This window comes from Jiangella alba, from assembly GCF_900106035.1.
GTDB lineage: Bacteria > Actinomycetota > Actinomycetes > Jiangellales > Jiangellaceae > Jiangella > Jiangella alba.
Window position 1 is genome coordinate 1,387,739 of record NZ_FNUC01000004.1, and the last position, 16,757, is coordinate 1,404,495.

Annotated in this window: 15 protein-coding genes; 6 read left to right on the plus strand and 9 right to left on the minus strand. The window is 73.3% G+C overall.

Going from position 1 to position 16,757, the window contains the following annotated elements:
* Positions 1-4 precede the first annotated feature (4 nt).
* From BLV02_RS24295 to BLV02_RS24320, 7 genes are read right to left on the minus strand one after another with little or no spacing between them, the layout of a single operon-like run.
* Positions 5-1,252: a Zn-dependent hydrolase gene (locus BLV02_RS24295; protein ID WP_069109229.1), complete on the minus strand. Its 1,248-nt coding sequence runs from the start codon at positions 1,250-1,252 to the stop codon at positions 5-7.
* Positions 1,249-2,703: a sodium:solute symporter family transporter gene (locus BLV02_RS24300; RefSeq protein ID WP_069109228.1), complete on the minus strand. Its 1,455-nt coding sequence runs from the start codon at positions 2,701-2,703 to the stop codon at positions 1,249-1,251. Before BLV02_RS24300 ends, BLV02_RS24295 begins: the two co-directional genes overlap by 4 nt.
* A 4-nt stretch (positions 2,704-2,707) precedes the next feature.
* Positions 2,708-2,848, minus strand: coding sequence for a hypothetical protein (locus tag BLV02_RS36735; protein ID WP_171906627.1), 141 nt, complete (start codon positions 2,846-2,848; stop codon positions 2,708-2,710).
* Positions 2,848-3,654: a hypothetical protein gene (locus BLV02_RS24305; RefSeq protein WP_069109227.1), complete on the minus strand. Its 807-nt coding sequence runs from the start codon at positions 3,652-3,654 to the stop codon at positions 2,848-2,850. Before BLV02_RS24305 ends, BLV02_RS36735 begins: the two co-directional genes overlap by 1 nt.
* A complete protein-coding gene (locus BLV02_RS24310) occupies positions 3,651-4,460 on the minus strand; it encodes an aspartate/glutamate racemase family protein (protein ID WP_069109226.1) in 810 nt (269 codons plus the stop codon). The genes BLV02_RS24305 and BLV02_RS24310 overlap by 4 nt, the downstream gene beginning before the upstream one ends.
* A 20-nt stretch (positions 4,461-4,480) precedes the next feature.
* The gene (locus tag BLV02_RS24315; protein WP_069109225.1) at positions 4,481-5,683 is read right to left on the minus strand and encodes an amidohydrolase family protein; all 1,203 of its coding nucleotides are present in this window, start codon (positions 5,681-5,683) and stop codon (positions 4,481-4,483) included.
* Complete coding sequence (locus BLV02_RS24320) at positions 5,680-6,801, minus strand: CapA family protein (protein WP_069109224.1); 1,122 nt, start codon at positions 6,799-6,801, stop codon at positions 5,680-5,682. Before BLV02_RS24320 ends, BLV02_RS24315 begins: the two co-directional genes overlap by 4 nt.
* Positions 6,802-6,994: 193 nt before the next feature.
* Here BLV02_RS24320 and BLV02_RS24325 point away from each other — a divergent pair, with 193 nt between their 5' ends.
* The 4 genes from BLV02_RS24325 (at position 6,995) to BLV02_RS24340 (ending at position 11,372) form a co-directional block, all read left to right on the plus strand.
* The gene (locus BLV02_RS24325; RefSeq protein WP_074946642.1) at positions 6,995-8,005 is read left to right on the plus strand and encodes an Lrp/AsnC family transcriptional regulator; all 1,011 of its coding nucleotides are present in this window, start codon (positions 6,995-6,997) and stop codon (positions 8,003-8,005) included.
* Between the two features lie 41 nt (positions 8,006-8,046).
* A complete protein-coding gene (locus BLV02_RS24330) occupies positions 8,047-9,276 on the plus strand; it encodes a dipeptidase (RefSeq protein WP_069109222.1) in 1,230 nt (409 codons plus the stop codon).
* Between the two features lie 6 nt (positions 9,277-9,282).
* Complete coding sequence (locus tag BLV02_RS24335; protein WP_069109221.1) at positions 9,283-10,332, plus strand: zinc-binding dehydrogenase; 1,050 nt, start codon at positions 9,283-9,285, stop codon at positions 10,330-10,332.
* Positions 10,333-10,421: 89 nt separating this feature from the next.
* Entirely contained in the window at positions 10,422-11,372 is a 951-nt protein-coding gene (locus BLV02_RS24340; protein ID WP_069109220.1) for a DUF4862 family protein, read from the plus strand.
* A gap of 5 nt (positions 11,373-11,377) precedes the next feature.
* Here BLV02_RS24340 and BLV02_RS24345 read toward each other — a convergent pair whose 3' ends face one another.
* Entirely contained in the window at positions 11,378-11,881 is a 504-nt protein-coding gene (locus tag BLV02_RS24345; protein ID WP_069109219.1) for a DUF6578 domain-containing protein, read from the minus strand.
* Positions 11,882-11,941: 60 nt separating this feature from the next.
* On the minus strand, positions 11,942-12,283 hold the full coding sequence (locus tag BLV02_RS24350; RefSeq protein ID WP_069109598.1) for a nucleotide pyrophosphohydrolase: 342 nt from the start codon (positions 12,281-12,283) through the stop codon (positions 11,942-11,944).
* A 19-nt stretch (positions 12,284-12,302) separates the two neighbouring features.
* Between BLV02_RS24350 and BLV02_RS24355 the strand changes: the two genes are divergently transcribed.
* Together BLV02_RS24355 and BLV02_RS24360 are read left to right on the plus strand one after the other, a co-directional pair.
* A complete protein-coding gene (locus tag BLV02_RS24355; RefSeq protein ID WP_216093967.1) occupies positions 12,303-13,007 on the plus strand; it encodes a sulfite exporter TauE/SafE family protein in 705 nt (234 codons plus the stop codon).
* A gap of 75 nt (positions 13,008-13,082) precedes the next feature.
* The gene (locus BLV02_RS24360; RefSeq protein ID WP_069109217.1) at positions 13,083-16,448 is read left to right on the plus strand and encodes a TM0106 family RecB-like putative nuclease; all 3,366 of its coding nucleotides are present in this window, start codon (positions 13,083-13,085) and stop codon (positions 16,446-16,448) included.
* Positions 16,449-16,757: the final 309 nt, after the last annotated feature.

The following is a 16,757-nucleotide window of genomic DNA, read 5'->3' on the forward strand; positions in this document are numbered from 1 at the left end:
CACGTCACTCGGTCGCGAGCGCGGCGACGGTCCGCAACAGGACGTCGGCTCCGCGCTCGACGTCCTCCCAGCTGCTGTGCTCGGCCGGCGAGTGGCTGCGCCCGCCGGTGCTCGGGATGAAGATCATCCCGGTCGGTGCGAGCCGGCTCAGGTTCTGCGAGTCGTGGCCGGCGCCGGACGGCAGCCGCATCGTCGTGCGCCCCAGGGCCGACGCCACCGACTCGATCAGGTCCTGGACGCGCGGGTCCAGCGGTGCGGGGTCGGTGATGCTGTCGCGGGTGTACCGGACCTCCAGGCCATGGGCGGCGGCAGCGCGCCGGGCCGCGTCGGCCAGTGCCTGTTCCAGGGCCTCGATGGACGAACGCCGCACGTCGCGGAAGTCGAGCTGCAGCCGGGCGACGGACGGGACGACGTTGGCGCCGCCGGGCTCGACGGCGATGATGCCGCACGTCGCGACGGCGGTGTCGCTGATCGACGCGGTCACGTCCGGCAGCCCGGCCAGGAACGCGCCGGCTCCGCGCAAGGGGTCGCGCCGCATCGTCATCGGGGTGGTGCCGGCGTGGTCGGCCCGGCCGGTGAACTCCAGCGAGCCACCGCCCATCCCGACGATCGACGTGACGACGCCGATGTCCACGCCGGCCGACTCGAGGACGGCGCCCTGTTCGATGTGCAGCTCGACGAAGGCGTGGACGGACCCGGGCGCAACCGCCGTCCGGGTGGCCGCGCCGACGTCACGGCCGGCGGACCGGAGCGCGTCGACCAGCCGGTCTCCGTCGCGTCCGCGCAGCCGCTCCAGCTCGTCGGGACCATAGGACCGCACGAGGGCGGTGGAGCCGAGTAGATGGTGGTAGCAGCCCTCCTCGTCGGCGAACACCACCATCTCGACCGGACGGCGCAACGGCAGCCGCGACTCCGCCAGCCGGCGGGCGACCTCGAGCGCCGCCATGCTGCCCAGCGCGCCGTCGAAGCGCCCGCCGTCGGGCACGCTGTCGAGGTGCGAGCCGGTCCACACCGGCGCCGAGTCCGGTGCGTCCGGCGCGGGCACCGTCACGAACACGTTGCCGATGCCGTCGGTGCGCAGCCGCAGGCCGGACGCCTCGCACTGGTCGCGCAGCCACGCCCGCGCCGCGGTGTCGGCCGGGGAGAAGCTGGTGCGGCTCACACCGCCGGACGGCTCGGCGCCGAAGGTGGCCAGGGTCTCCAGTGTCTGGCGCAGGCGCGCGCCGTCGACGCTCAACCCGTCCGCGCTCATGCCTGCCCCCGGCCCTGGACCGCCGGTTCCGGCAGGTCGTCGCTGAAGTACGGGTCGGTGGCGCTGGCCGGCGGGGGCGCCGTGAGCAGGCTGACGACCACCATCAGCACCAGCGAGGCGGCGAAGCCGGGCACGACCGGGTCGATGGAGCCGATGTCGCCCCACTGCCGCCAGCCCACCGTGCCGGCCAGCCCGCCGACCATCGCCGCGATGGCGCCCTCGCGGGTGGCGCGCCGCCACAGCACTCCGGCGACCACCGGCACCAGGAACACGGCGCCCATGAGCGCGCTGAACAGGGCGACGATGAACTGCACCAGCTCGCCGGCGCCGAAGCCGGTGAGCACCATGACCATGGGCACGATGCCCACGGCGACGGTGCCGATGCGCCCGATGAGCACGCGCCGCTGCGGCGACCCACCCGGCCGGATGACGCCGTAGATGTCGTGCGAGAGCGCCGTGCCCGCGACCAGCAGCACGGACGAGATGGTGGACATCATGGCCGAGGCCACCGCGACCAGCAGCAGCGTGCCCAGGAAGACCGGCAGCGCGTGCACGGCGAGCACCGGCATCGCCTGGTCGGCGGTGCTGAGCGCCGGGAAGAGGGTCCGGCTGCCGAGCGCGAGCACGAACACCAGCGTGTGCGCGAGTCCGACCAGGACGATGACGAAGCCGATGCCCTTGCGGATGGTCGCCATGTCCTTCATCGCGTAGAAGCGGACCAGCTGTTCCGGCCGGGCCACCGCGCCGAGGAAGAACGCCAATGACAGCGTCAGCAGCAGCGACGGCGCCATGCCGTCCCAGGTGAAGGTGACCGGATTGGCGCTGTCGACGAGGGCGATCATGGAGTTCAGGCCGCCGGTCTGGCCGAGCACCATCGGGATGGCCGCCGCGGCGCCGACGATCATGATCATCATCTGGAGGAAGTCGGTGTAGACGACGGCGAACATGCCGCCGATGGCGGTGTAGGCCAGCACGACCAGCGTGAATCCGACCATCCCGGCCTTCACCGAGACGCCGAACAGCGCGTTGGCGATCAGCCCTCCGGCGATGACCTGGGCGGAGATGTACACGACGAAGGCGACCAGGATGATCAGTGCCGCGATGACGCGCGCGCCCCGGCTGTAGTAGCGGGCCTCGATGAAGTCGGGCAGCGAGATCTTGCGCTGCCGGGTGAAGCGGGGCGCGATGACCGCGACCATGATCCAGTAGGCGAGCGGGAAGACGAACACCACCCAGGCGAACGACCAGCCGACCGCGTACATGATGCCGATGGTGCCGATGAACAGCCCGGAGCTCATCTGGGTGGCGGCGATGCTCGCGCCGCCGACGGCCCAGCCCAGCCCGCCGCCGGCGATGTAGAAGTCCTCGTCGTTCTTCGTCATGCGCAGCCCGAAGTAGCCGAGCGCGAGGGTCAGGACGAGGTAGCCGAGGAGTACGACCCATTCGGTCATGGCGTCATCCGTTCTCGCGGTGGTCGCGGACCCGCCGTGACTCGCGGCGGTTGAGCGCGGCCATCCAGCCGAAGTAGGCGAGGGTGAGGACGATGTAGATGGCCAGGTAGCCCCAGAAGACGAAGCCGGCCTCGAAGATCGACATCAGTGCCTCCGTCCGGCGGGCTCGGTGGCGGGTGTGGCGTCGTCGCGCTCCTCGGCCGCGCGGGCCCGTCCGCGGGTGAAGGAGAGGGCCAGGGCGGCGCCGCCGGCCAGCAGGGTCAGGAACAGCGCCAGGTTCACCCAGCCGCCCAGGGTCAGCAGCGGGGCGTCGCCCGTGGTCGCGACCGAGCGCAGCAGCGACGGCGCCGCCGGCAGCTCGTAGGCGATCTCGGTGCGGCCTTCGGACGCGGACACGCGTTCGGGGTTGGCGGGGAAGCCCTCGACGTAGTCGTAGCCGGGCGCCAGCCGCACCGTCGCGGCGAAGACGCCGGGCGCCGTCGTCGCGGCCGGCAGGTCGAACACCAGGACGGGCACCTCGGTGGTCATCCGGTCGCCGTCGACCACGCCGGCGTCGAGGGCGGTGTAGCGCAGCGTCAGCGTCGTCTCGGCGCCGGCCGCGAGCGGCTCGTCCAGCGTCACCGTCACGGTGGTCTTCAGGTCGGCGGTCTCGACGGACGTGTCCAGCTGCTCGCCGTCGGCGGACGTGACCTCGAGGTCGTCGACGGGGCCGGCGCCGTCACCGCCGAAGTCGAGCGCCGAGAACGACAGGCTCGTCGTGTCGTCGGGACCGTCTCCGCCGTCGACGACGTAGGTCAGCTCGACCTGCGCCGCGCCCTGCTCGTCCACCTCGACCGTCGCCGTGACCTCGCCGAGGGCGGGTGCTGCGGCCGCGGCCCCCGAGGCGGCCAGCGGCAGCACGGCGGCGGCGACACCGGCCGTGAGGGCGCGCCGGGCGGCCCGACGGGTCACGGCCGGCCTCCGCCGCCGACGAAGAGCTCGCCGAGCTTCGCGCCGGCCGCGATCTTCGGTGGCGTCAGATAGGCGCGCCGGCTGTGCGTGAGGCCCTGCGCCACGGTGGCCTCCGCGGCGTGCAGGCCGGCCCGGGACGGGTTGATGACCGGGACGCCGAGCTCCTCGGTCAGCTGCTCCGCGACGTCGAGGAAGCCCATGCTCATGCACCCGAGCACGAGGACGTCGGCGCCGTCGAGATCGACCGCCAGCCGGCCCTGCTCGCGCATGCGGCCCAGGGCGGCGCCGTGGTCCTTGTTCACGTCGAGCACGGACGTCTCGATGTACCGCACGGACGCGAGCGCGTCGGAGGCGCCGGCCTCCCACGCCAGCCGGCGCAGGGCCGGGACGATGCTGGCCGTCACGGTGACGAAGCTGAAGCGGTGGCCGAGCGTCGTGGCGAGGGCGATGGACGCCGAGGCCGGACCGACGACGGGCATGTCGCTGATCTCGCGCAGCCCGTCGAGGCCGGGGTCGCCGAAGCAGCCGACGATCGCCGCGTCGAAGCCGTCGGCCTCGGTGGCGACCAGCAGTTCGGCCATGGCGGGGATGCTCAGGTACTCCTCGTACATGGACTCGATGGAGGCCGGTCCGCGGTCGACGGCGCGGACCTCGACCTCGGTGCCGGGGAACGCCCAGTCGCGCAGCTTGTCCTGGCGGCGCTGCAGCTCGGCGGCGCCGAGCTCGGTCCGGTGCATCGGGCCGGGGACGAGATAGGCCAGGCGACGGGTGCGGTCGCGGGCCGGTACGCCGGTGTTCGCTGTCATGTCTGCTCCTCGCGGGGGTCTCAGGAAGACGGTGCCGGGCGGGTGAGGCCATCGGCGTCGACGACGAGGCGGCCGTCGCGGTAGACGCCGGCCACCTCACGGACGGCGTCGATGTCCTGGAGCGGGTCGCGTCTCAGCGCGACGAAGTCGGCGCGGCGCCCGGGTGCGAGCGCCCCGATGTCGGTGACGCCCATCAGCTCGGCGCCGCGGACGGTGCCGGCGAGCAGCGCCTCCTCGGCGCTCCACCCGTGCGCCACCAGCCACTGCAGCTCGTAGCCGAACAGGCCGTGCATGGAGTCGGTGCCCAGCGCGATGGGCAGGCCCGCGGCGCGGATGCGGCCCACGGCCGCCTCCATGGACGCACGGGCCTGCTGGACCTTGGCCAGGATGGCCGGCTCGGCGGCGTCGCCCTGCTCGATGCCGGTGGGGTGGAACAGGATGGTGCTGGTGAGCACCAGCCAGGTGCCGTGGGCGACCAGCGTGGCGATGTTCCGCTCCGTCAGCAGGGCGCCGTGCTCGACCGATCGGACGCCCGCCGCGGCGGCGAGGTCGACCCCGGCGCCGCCGTGGGCGTGCGCGGACACCATGAGCCCGAGCTCGGCGGCGGTCTCGACGATCGCGGCGATCTCGTCTGCGGAGTAGTTCGACTCCTCCAGCGAGGTGTCTGTCGAGGACACCCCGCCGGTGGTGAAGATCTTGATGTGGTCGGCGCCCTTCGCGGCGTTGGCCCGCACCGCCGCGCGGGCGCCGTCGGCTCCGTCGACGCCGCCGGCCGCGCTGCCGTGCTTGCCGGTGGGGCTGAGCCCGCGTCCGGCCACCCGCAACCGCGGACCGGCCACTTCGCCGGCGGCGACGGCCGCCTTGAAGTGCACGTCGATGTCGTGTTCCTCGGTCATGACGCGCGCGGTCGTGACGCCGGAGGCGAGCATGCGGCGCAGGTTGTCGACGCCGCGCACGGTCTGCCACGCGGCCGGACGCTGCAGCTGGCCGTGCTGGTCGCCCTCGCCGGGCCTGATGGTGACGTGGGTGTGCGCGTCGACGAACCCGGGCACGAGGTAGACGGCGCCGAGGTCGACCTGCCGCGCGCCGGGCGGGCACGCCTCGTCCGGCGGTCCCACGGCGGCGACGCGGCCGTCGCTCACCAGCAGGCCGGCCCCGTACACGAGCCCGGGCCGGACGGCGTCGAACACCCCGGCCGCTCGGAAGAACGTGGTGTCGGTCATGGTTCGAGCAGCACCTCACCGATCGTCGTGTCGGGCAGGACATCGGCCCGGGCGACGACGGTGCCGCCGTCGCTCAGCCGGTCGACGATCGCGCGTGCGCGATCGCCCGTGGCCAGGACCGGTTCGCCGGCGGACATGGTGGCCGGGACGAAGTGGACCGTCATGCCGTCGGCGCCGGGCGGGGAGACGAGGACGACCACGGAGTCGAGCGTGACGTCGGACCCGAACGCGCTGCGGTACGGCGCGGCCGGCACCCGCATGGGGAACTCCCCGGCGAGGTCGGACCACGCGTGGAACAGGAAGTTGCCGACGGAGTACGCGATCAGCCCGCCGCGGTGGCGTTCGACCGGGTGCAGTTCGTGCGGGTGGTGCCCGACGACCAGGTGGGCGCCCGCCTCGATCAGGGCGTGCCCGGCCGGGCGCTGGTACTGCGCCAGCAGGCCGTAGGACGGCGCCGCGAACCCGTGCGGCACGCCCCAGTGGACCGCGACGACGACGAGGTCGGCCTGCGAGCGGGCGGCTTCGACGGCCGCGCAGGCGGCGTCGAGATCGGCGGCGACGGCCGACGTGTGCACGAACGGCGCCATGCCCGGCTGCTCCGCCGCCAGGACCGGGTCGATCGACACCTGCTGGAGGACGCGCAACGGCGCCGCGCCGGGATGGCCGGGCGCCGCGGCGAACCCCGGCGGGAGCGCGGCGGACAGGCCCAGCAGGGCCACGCGGCCCGATGCGGTGGTCCGCACGACCGGCGCCCGCGCGGCGGTGTCGTCGCGGCCGGCTCCGACGGCGGCGATGCCGGCCCGGTCCAGCGCGGCCAGGGTGTCGTCGAGGCCCTCGGCGCCGAAGTCGAGCACGTGGTTGTTGGCGAGCGTGGCGACGTCGATGCCGAGCGCCGCGAGGTCGGCCGCCCGGGCCGGGTCGGAGCGATGGACGAAGGCCTTCTCGGCCGGGACGCCGCGGATCGTGAGCGGCGACTCGACGTTCGCGAAGGCGGTCTCCGCGGCACGGAGCAGGCCGGACAACCGTGGGTCGACGCCGGTGGGCGTGTCCAGGACGACGACGTCGCCGACGACGGCGAGCCAGGCGGGTTCGAGGACGTGCGTACCGAGATCGGTCACGGATCCTCCTCCCGGTGGCGGTGTGCCTGGGAGCTTTGCAAGTTTCCATCGATCTGACAAGAGCTGATGGGCGATTGCCTCCGTTTCCGTGCGTCGAGAGCAGAATTCTGCGCGTGGACCCTTGATCGACCGAGGAGTCTTTGCAAACATGAGCGGCATGTCGAATGATTCGCCCGCCTGGCTGCCGGGTCGCTTGCCTTCTTGGTCATCGGGGAGCGGCCGGCTCGACGACCTCGATCGGGCGATCATCGCGTGCCTGCAGCTGAACGGACGGGCGACGTGGCAGCAGATCGCGGCTGTGGCGGGCGCCTCCGAGTCGACGGTGTCGCGCCGCGCCAACCGGCTGCTCGCCAACCGCGTCGTCTGCGTCTCGGCGGTGCCCGACCCCGCGCGGTGCGGCCTCGGCACGCCGGTGCTCATGCAGGTCGAGTGCGCCGTCGGCGCCACCACGGCCGTCGCCGGCGTGCTGGCCATGCGCTCCGACGTGCGATTCCTGGCGCTGCTGACCGGATCCCACGACCTCGTGCTCGAGGTCGTCGTCGGGTCCCGGGCGCACCTCGCCGACGTGCTGGTCGACCAGCTCCGCTCGATACCGGGCATCACCCACACCAGCACCGAGACCGTCGTGCGCAACTTCAAGACGTCCTACGACTGGAGCCGCGGTCTGCTCGGCGACCGCGCGGCGCTGCTGGAACGGCCTCCGGCGCCCGGCGGCGGACGGGTGACGCTCGACGCCACCGACCTGCAGATGGTGCAGATCCTCGCGGCCGACGGCCGCACGTCGATGTCCGAGGTGGCCGCGCGCGTCGGCATCGGCGAGGCCGCCGCCCGCCGCCGCCTCGACGTCCTGACGTCGAGCGGCGCGCTCTGGTTCGCCACCTTCGTCGACCCGCAGGCCATGGGCTTCCAGACCGAGATGTTCCTCTGGCTGGGCGTCGACTTCGCCCGGCTGGAGGAGGTCGCGGCCGAGCTCGCGCGGCATCCCGAGGTGCGCTACCTGTCCGCCACGGCGGGCTACAGCGACCTCGCCTGCGAACTCGTGCTGCGCGACCTCGACGACCTGTACCGCTTCAACACCGAGGTGCTGGGTTCGCTGCCCGGCATCCGCCGGGTCGAGATGGGCCAGGAGCTGCAGATCGCCAAGCGCGGGTTCCTGACCAGCTCGACCGTGCTTCCCGATATCGCCCCGTACGTGCCGCGCTGACCCCGGCGGCCAGGGGCGGGAGAGACAGATGAGGTAACCGCATGACCGACACCGTCAAGCCGGCCACGCCCTATCGGTCCGGCCGTTACACCGGCTACACGTCCTTCTCCTATCTGGAGGAGGGCCGCGACTACGAGGCGTTCGCGCTGGCGCCCGAGCTCGGCCGGGTGCCGGCCTACGAGCTCGGGCTCGACGACGCGCAGGAAGAGCGCACCCGCCGCCTCGTCCAGGACAACGTCATCATCAGCCTGCACGACCACCCGCAGGTCTTCCCCGACGACATGAACGAGGTGCGCGGCTACATCCGCACCGGCCGTGAGCGCACCGGCTACCTGGGCCTGTCGCAGTCGGGCATGACCGCCGTCTTCGACAACATGATGGACGGCACGGCCTGCGTCACCAGCAAGTCCGGCTGGAAGTTCGACGACATCGTCTACGACATCGGCATGCGCACGTCCGACATCGCGCACCAGGACTACGTCACCATCGCGCTCGGGCTCGAGGACATCCGCTCCGCCCACCGCAACGACCAGCTGGCCATCGTCCTGTGTCTCGAGGCGGCCACCCCCATCGAGAACGAGGTCGACCGCATCGACCTGCTCTACGGCCTCGGCGTGCGCCAGATGGGCATCGCCTACTCCGAGGCGAACACGCTCGGGTCCGGGCTCAAGGAGGCCGGCGACGGCGGCCTGACGGTGTTCGGCCACCGGGCCGTCGAGCGCATGAACAAGCTCGGCGTCGCCATCGACGTCTCCCACTCCGGCGACCGCACCTGCATGGACACCTTCGCGGCGTCGGCCAAGCCGGTGCTGATCACCCACGCGGGGGCGCGCGCCCTGTGGCCGACGCCGCGGATGAAGCCCGACGAGGTCATCCGCGGGTGCGCCGAGACCGGCGGCGTCATCGGCATCGAGGCGGCGCCGCACACCACACTGACGCAGGCGCACCTCGAGCACTCCATCGAGTCGGTCATGGAGCACTTCGAGTACTGCGCCGAGCTGGTCGGCATCGAGCATGTCGCCTTCGGCCCCGACACCCTGTACGGCGACCACGTCACGCTGCACGACGTCTTCGCGTCGAACCTCGGCGTGCACGACGCGCACAAGGGACCGTCCTACCCGAAGATGCCGTACGTCGACGGGCTGGAGAACCCGACGGAGTGCTTCCACAACATCGTCGGCTGGCTGGTGAAGCACGGCTACAGCGACGAGGACATCATCGCGGTCACGGGCGGCAACATCATGCGTGCGCTCGGTGAGATCTGGGTCTGACCGCTCATGCGTGCCGTCGTCCTCGACCGCTACGGCGGGCCCGAGGTGCTCGCCGTCCGCGACGTCGCCGAGCCCGAGCCCGGCCCGCACCAGGTGGTCGTACGGATGGCGGCGTCCGGGCTGAACCGGCTCGACGTGTTCGTCCGCCAGGGGCTCACCGGACCGGGCGTGCGGCAGCCGCGGGCGCTGCCGCACGTCATGGGCGCCGAGGGCGCCGGGACCGTGGTCGCGGTGGGCCCGGCGGCGCGCACGGACCTCGCGCCGGGCGACGAGGTCATGGTGTTCTCCGGCCTGTCGTGCGGGTCCTGCCGGTTCTGCCGCCGCGGCGAGACCAGCAGGTGCCCGCGATACGCGATCCTCGGTGAGGACGTGTGGGGCGTGCAGCGCGAGCTGGTCGCCCTCGACCCCGCGAGCCTGCTCCGGGTGCCGTCCGGCATGACGCTGACGGAGGCGGCCGCGGTCCCCACCACGTTCACCACCGCCTGGACCATGCTCATGACGACGGGCCGGCTGCGCATGGGCGAGCGGCTGCTCGTGGTCGGCGCCAGCGGCGGCGTCTCGACCGCCGCCATGCAGCTCGCGGCGCAGGCCGGGGCCGAGGTCTGGGCCGCCACCCGCAGTCCGGACAAGGCCCGGTACCTCGGCGGGCTCCCGTACGTCCACGAGGTGGTCGACAGCAGCGCGCCGGGCTGGTCGGCGCAGGTGCGCGAGCGGACCGGGGGCGAGGGCGTCGACATGGTCGCCGACGCCGTCGGCGCGCCGACGTGGCCCGACGCCATCCGGTCCCTGGCCACGGGCGGCCGCCTGGTGATCTGCGGAGCGACCGGCGGCGACCGGCCCGAGATCAGCATCCGCGAGCTCTACCAGGCGCACCGGCAGATCCTGGGTGCGCCGTTCGGCGGCTGGAACGACTTCGTCGACGTCGTCGGCCTCATGGGCCGCACCGGCATCCGTCCGCTCGTCCACGCGACGGTGCCGATGGAGCGGACCGGCGACGGGCACCTGATCATCGAGCGCGACGAGCACATCGGCAAGGTGGTCGTCGACCTCACGTGACCGGATGCCGACCCGGCACATCGTTCCATGTTGGCCCGACCTACGCTGAACGCGACCCGACTCGGTTCACAGCCAGCGAGGAGATCGGCATGCCCTTCATCGTCGGTGCGTACGCGGCGGCCCCCCGTGGCCTCGAACCCGGCACCCCGTTCCGGAACTTCGTCGACGACGTGCTGGCGGTGCCGGCGGTCGACGGGCTGGAGGTGCCGTTCCAGGACAACGGCTCGCCCTGGAACGACCCCGCCTACCTGCACGCGACCGCCCCGGCGAGCGAGCACGTGCTGACGATGATCCCGGCCACGATGATGGCGCTGGGCGGTTCGCCGGCCCAGGGACTCGCGTCGTCCGACGACGGCGGCCGCAAGCAGGCGGTGGAACAACTGCGCCGCGCCTACGAGTTCGTCGTCGCGGTCGGCGAGGGGCCGGGCGGGCGGTTCACCGCGGTCGAGCTGCACCCGGCGCCGCGGCACCCGCACACGTCCGCCGACGCGTTCCGGGCCTCGCTCGACGAGGCGCTGAGTTGGGACTGGGGCGGCGTGCGGCTGACGATCGAGCACTCCGACGCGCACAGCGACACGTACGCGCCGTCGAAGGGGTTCCTGTCGCTGGCCGACGAGTTGGACGTCGCCGACGAGCGCGGCATCGGGGTCGTGCTGAACTGGGCCCGCTCGGCCATCGAGACCCGCAGCGTCGACGGCCCGCGCGAGCACCTCGCCGCCGTCGTGGCGCGGGGGCGGCTCGGCGGGCTGGTGTTCTCCGGTGTCTCCGACGCCGCCACCCTGGACGGCGCGGCCTGGGCCGACCTGCACCTGCCGATCCGCGGCTGGTCCGACGCCCCGGTCGCCGCCGACGCCGCGGCCAGCCTGCTCACCACCGACGAGGTGACGGCGTGGCTGGCGGCGGCGGGCGGGCCGGACCTCGTCGGCGTGAAGATCACGTCACCGAGCAACGCCACCCCGGCCGAGTGCCGCGACCTCGTGCGGGCGCACGTCGCGATCGTCGCCGGAGCCGTCGAGGCGGACCGGGGTCGCCGCGGGTGACGCCGTCACACCTCGGCGCGCTGGAGGTCGACCAGGAACAGCGGGGGTTCGTCCGGGCCGTCGGTGCGGTCGGTGAACCCCCGCACGTCGCGCAACTGCCACGTGGACGGGTCCGGGACCAGCGCGTCGTCGCGGCGCACGTACTCGACCAGGGCTTCGCGCACCCGCGTGATGCGGCCCGCGGTGAGCGGGACGGACTCGGGGACGAGCTCGTGATGGTCCTCGGCGAACCGGCCGGTCAGGCTGACGACCACGCCGGCCGGCCGCGGCGGGCCGAACGCCGTCACGCCGGCCGCGGGTCCGCCCTGGACGGTGAGGAGCGCTCCGTCGCCGTGGTGCTCGCTCGCGATCGGCTCGCCGCTCACGACGTCGACCGTCACCTGCGCCTCGGGCAGCGAGAAGTCGTCCTCGGTGAGCGACAGGCGCCAGTGCACCAGGTCGCCGACGGCGAACGGCTCTCCGCAGCAGGCGAACTGCCATTCCTCGACGATCACCGGGAAGGTGTGCATGCCTCCATGATGCCCCCGCGGGCACCGTGCCCACCCGGAATATCGTTCCAGGCCGGGCCGTCAGGCGCCGGGCGGGTAGCGCCGCTCCACCTCGTCCAGCTTGTGGTGCGCGTTCGCGACCAGGTCGACGTCCAGCGCCATCGCCAGGTGCACGAGGTAGGCGGTGACGTCGGCCAGCTCGGAGCGGATCCGCGCGGCCGCCTGCGGGTCCGCCGTCACCACGGCGGCGGACTCCTCCGGCGTCAGCCACTGGAACTCGGCCAGCAGCTCGCCGGCCTCGCCGGCCAGCGCCATCGCGAGGTTCTTCGGGGTGTGGAACGGCTCCCACTGACGGTCGGCGACGAAGCGCCGCAGCCGCTCGCGCAGGCCGTCCAGGCTCGAGGTGTCGGTCACGGGGGCCATGATGCCGCCCATTGACGTGATGATCGTGCTCGCGGTCGCCGTGTTCCTCGGCGCCGCCGTCCAGGGCGCGATCGGGCTCGGGCTGGGCCTGCTGGCCGCGCCCGTCGCGACGCTGCTCGCGCCGGAGCTGATGCCCGGGACGCTGCTCTGGCTGTCGATGCTGCTGCCGGTGTTCACGCTGGCCCGCGAGTGGGCGCACGTCGACTGGTGGGGGCTGCGCTGGGCGTTCGCCGGCCGCGTCCCGGCCACCGTGCTGGGTGCGTGGATCGTCTCCGTCAGTTCGCCGCGGGTGCTGAGCGTGGTGGTCGGGCTGGTGATCCTGCTCGCGGTCGCGCTGACGGTGCGGACGATCCGGCTGCCGATGCGGCGCGGCGTGCTGGCCGCGGCCGGCACGGTGTCGGGCATCTCCGGGACGGCGACGTCGATCGGCGGGCCGCCGCTGGCGCTGGTGTACCAGGGTGAGCGGGGGCCGCTGGTGCGGTCGACGCTGGCCGTGTACTTCCTGATCGGCGCCGCGTTCTCGCTGGTCGCGCTGGCCGTCGTCGGGGAGCTGGGGCGCACGCAGACCGTCTCGGCGCTGTGGCTGATGCCGGCGATGGTGGCCGGGTTCGCGGCGGCGTCGACCCTGCGGGCGGTCGCCGACGGCGGACGGCTGCGGCCGGCCGTCATGGTGGTGTGCGCGGTGTCGGCCGTGACGCTGATCGTGCGTGCGGTCGTCGGATAGGCGCCACCTGATGTCGCGCCCCGATTCTGTCGGAGGCATGCGGCAGGCTTGGACCCGGAAGAGAGGAGGTGCGCCATGTACGTCACCGACGGCCGGCTGGTCCTGAGCCCCACCGACCTCGTGGGCCACCTGGAGTGCGCCCACCTCACCACGCTGAACCTCGAGGTGGCGCTCGGGCAGCGGCAGCGGCCGTCCGGGGCCGACCCCGGCGCCGACGTCGTCCGCCGCCGCGGCGACGAACACGAGGCCGCCGTGCTGGCCGAGATGACGGCGGCGCACCGGGTGGTCGAGATCCCGCGCGGCACCGGCCCGGCCGACGCCGAGGACCGCACGCTCGCGGCCATGAAAGACGGCGCCGACCGCATCTTCCAGGCCACCTTCTTCGACGGGCGGTGGCGTGGGCACGCCGACTTCCTCGTCCGCAACGACCACCGCCCGTCCGGCCTCGGCTCATGGTCCTACGACATCGCCGACACCAAGCTCGCGCGGCACGTCAAGGCGGCGGCGCTGCTGCAGATGGCCGTCTACGCGCAGCGCCTGGAAGAACTGCAAGGCGTGCCGCCGCAGACGCTCACCGTCATCCTCGGCGACCGCCAGCAGGTCGCCGTCCCGTACGTCGACGTCGCCGCCTACGCGCGCCACGCCATGCGCCGGTACGGGCAGTGGCTGGCCGAGCCGCCGCCCACGTACCCCATCCGGGTCGGCCACTGCGCCATCTGCCCGTGGAAAGAGCCGTGCGCGCAGCGGTGGCAGGCCGACGACGACCTCGTGCTGGTGCCGTTCCTGCGCCGCGACCAACGCGACGTGCTGCGCTCGGCCGGCATCACCACGGTCGAGCAGCTGGCCGCGGTGCCGCCGGCCGACCTCGACGCCGTCACCCGGGTCGGTCCCGGCGCCAGGCGCAAGCTGTCCACGCAGGCCCGGCTGCAGGTCGGCGCGCGCACGCGGGAGCTGCCGCCGTACGAGCTCATCACGCCGGTCGAGGTGCGCCGTGGGCTGGCGCTGCTGCCCGCGCCCGACGACGGCGACCTCTTCTTCGACCTCGAGGGCGACCCGTTCTTCGGCGACCACGGCCTGGAGTACCTGTGGGGCGTGTCCGACACCCGCGACGGGTTCACGTCCTGGTGGGCGCACGACCCACCCGCCGAGCGGCGCGCGTTCGAGCACGTCGTCGACCACCTCATGGCCGCCTGGCGGCAGCGGCCGGGCATGCACGTCTACCACTACGCGCCGTACGAGCCCAACGTGCTCAAGCGGCTGTCGCAGCGCTACGGCACCCGGGTCGACGACGTCGACGCACTGCTGCGGGGCGAGCGGCTGGTCGACCTCTACGCCGTCGTCAAGCAGGGCCTGCTCATCGGCACCGAGTCCTACTCCATCAAGGCGCTGGAGCGGTTCTACTCACCCGACGGCCGGGCCGGCGCCGCCGTCAAGGACGCCGGGTCCAGCATCGTCGAGTACGAGCGCTGGCTGGCCGAGCGCGACCACCGCATCCTCGACGACATCGAGTCCTACAACCGCGACGACTGCGTCAGCACCCGGCAGTTGCGCGACTGGCTGGAGGGCCGCCGCGACGAAGCGCTGGCCGCCGGGCTCGCCGTCCCCCGTCCCGACGACGCCGACGACCAAGCCGACTACCTGAAGGAACGCGACCCCGAGCTGGTGGCGGTCGAGCAGCGGCTGCTCCACGACGTCCCGGCCGACCCCGACGCGCGCACCCCCGACCAGCAGGCCCGGGCGCTGCTGGCCGGGCTGCTCGAATGGCACCGGCGCGAGGCGCGGGCGGAGTGGTGGGAGTACTTCCGGCTGCGGCGGCTCACGTCCAGCGAGTTGGTCGACGACGTCGCGCCGCTGGGCGGACTCACCGCCCCGCGGCTGTTGCGCACCGAGCGGCGCTCCGGCGTGTGGCGCTACTCCATCCCGGTGCAGGACTGCCGGGTCCGGGTCGGCGAGCGGGTCGAGCATGCCGGGCAGGAGGGCCGGTCGAGCGTCGTCGTCGGGCTCGACCTCGAACACGGCCACGTCGACCTCAAACGTGCGCTGGCCAACGAGCATCCGCACCCCACCGGCGTGCTGAACGTCGGGCCCATCCCGGCCGGTGTGCAGGAGAAGGCGCTGGTCCGGGTCGGCGGGTGGGTCGCGGCACACGGCTTCGCGGGCGACGGGCCGTTCCGCGGCGTGCGCGACCTCCTGGCCGGTGCGGCGCCGGGACTGGCCGGGGTGCCGCTGCGGCTGGCCGGCGAGTCCGGGTCCGACGCGCTGCGCCGGGTCGCGCCGTCGCTCGACGGCGCCCTTCCGGTGCAGGGACCGCCCGGCGCGGGCAAGACGTACGCCGGCTCGCACGCCATCGTCGAGCTGCTGCGGGCGGGGAAGACGGTCGGCATCACCGCGCTGAGCCATCGGGTCATCACCCACCTGCTCGACGCGGTCATGGCCGCCGACGGGTCCGGGCTGGTGCGGGCCGTCCAGAAGGCCGACGACGGCAACGGCAGCCGGCACGCGTCGGTGCTGGTGACGAACTCGAACGACCAGGTCGAGCTGGCCATCGCGACCGGCGCGGCCAATCTCGTGGCCGGCACCGGCTGGCTGTTCGCCCGCCCCGACATCCATGTCGACGTGCTGGTGGTCGACGAAGCCGGGCAGTTCTCGCTGGCCAACGCGGTCGCAGCAGGTGCCGCCGCCGGCTCCGTCATCCTGCTCGGCGATCCGCGCCAGCTGCCGCAGCCGGCCAAGGGCCACCACCCCGACGGCGCCGGCGTCTCCGCGCTCGACCACGTGCTGGGCGAGCACGACACCGTCCCGCCCGAGCGCGGCCTGTTCCTCGACACCACGTGGCGCATGCATCCCGACGTGTGCGCGCCGGTGTCCGAGCTGTCCTACGACTCCCTGCTGGTGCCGCGGGACGGGCTGTCCGCGCAGCTGGTCGGCGGGTCCGGCGAGCTGGCCGGCGCCGGGGTGCGCTGGGTGCCGGTCGAGCACGCCGGCTGCTCGGTGCGCAGCGATGCCGAGGTGGCCGTGGTGTCCGACCTGGTCACGTCGCTGACCGGCCGCCCCTGGACGGCCGCCGACGGCACCACCCGTCCACTCGGCCCCGACGACCTCCTGGTGGTCGCGCCCTACAACGCGCAGGTCGGTCAGCTGCTCGGCGCCCTCGACGGCCGGGCCCGGGTCGGCACCGTCGACAAGTTCCAGGGCCAGGAGGCCCCGGTCGTCATCGTCTCCCTCACCACGTCCTCGGCCGCCGACGCTCCGCGCGGCGTCGACTTCGTCGCCAACCGCAACCGCCTCAACGTCGCGGTGTCGCGGGCCCGGTCGCTGGCCGTGCTGGTCGGCAGCCCGGCGCTGCTGAGCGCCCCGGTCCGCAGCCTCGACCAGGTCCAGGGCATCAACACGTTGTGCCGCCTGGTCGAGTACGCGACCCGTCCCGCGGTCGGTGGTTGAGTCCGAGCCTCCCGGCATGCTCGGCCCATGCGGTTCGTCGTCAGGGGAGTCGAGGTCGACCTGACCCGCGAGGACGTGATGCGTGCCCTCACCGGCGTGGAGCAGCCCGCCTGGGTCCAGAAGTACGGCTTTCGCATTGGCGCTGCCGACCTTCCCCGTCGAGCATGTGCACCAACTGGTCACGGGGCTGCCGCGCGCGGTCAGTTCAGCAGCGCGGTGGCCCGGCGGCACCCCTGCGGTCCCTGGGGTTCGAGATCGTCGGTCCCGAGCCGGCGCCACCACCGTCTGGCCGTGGGAGGGCGAGGTGCA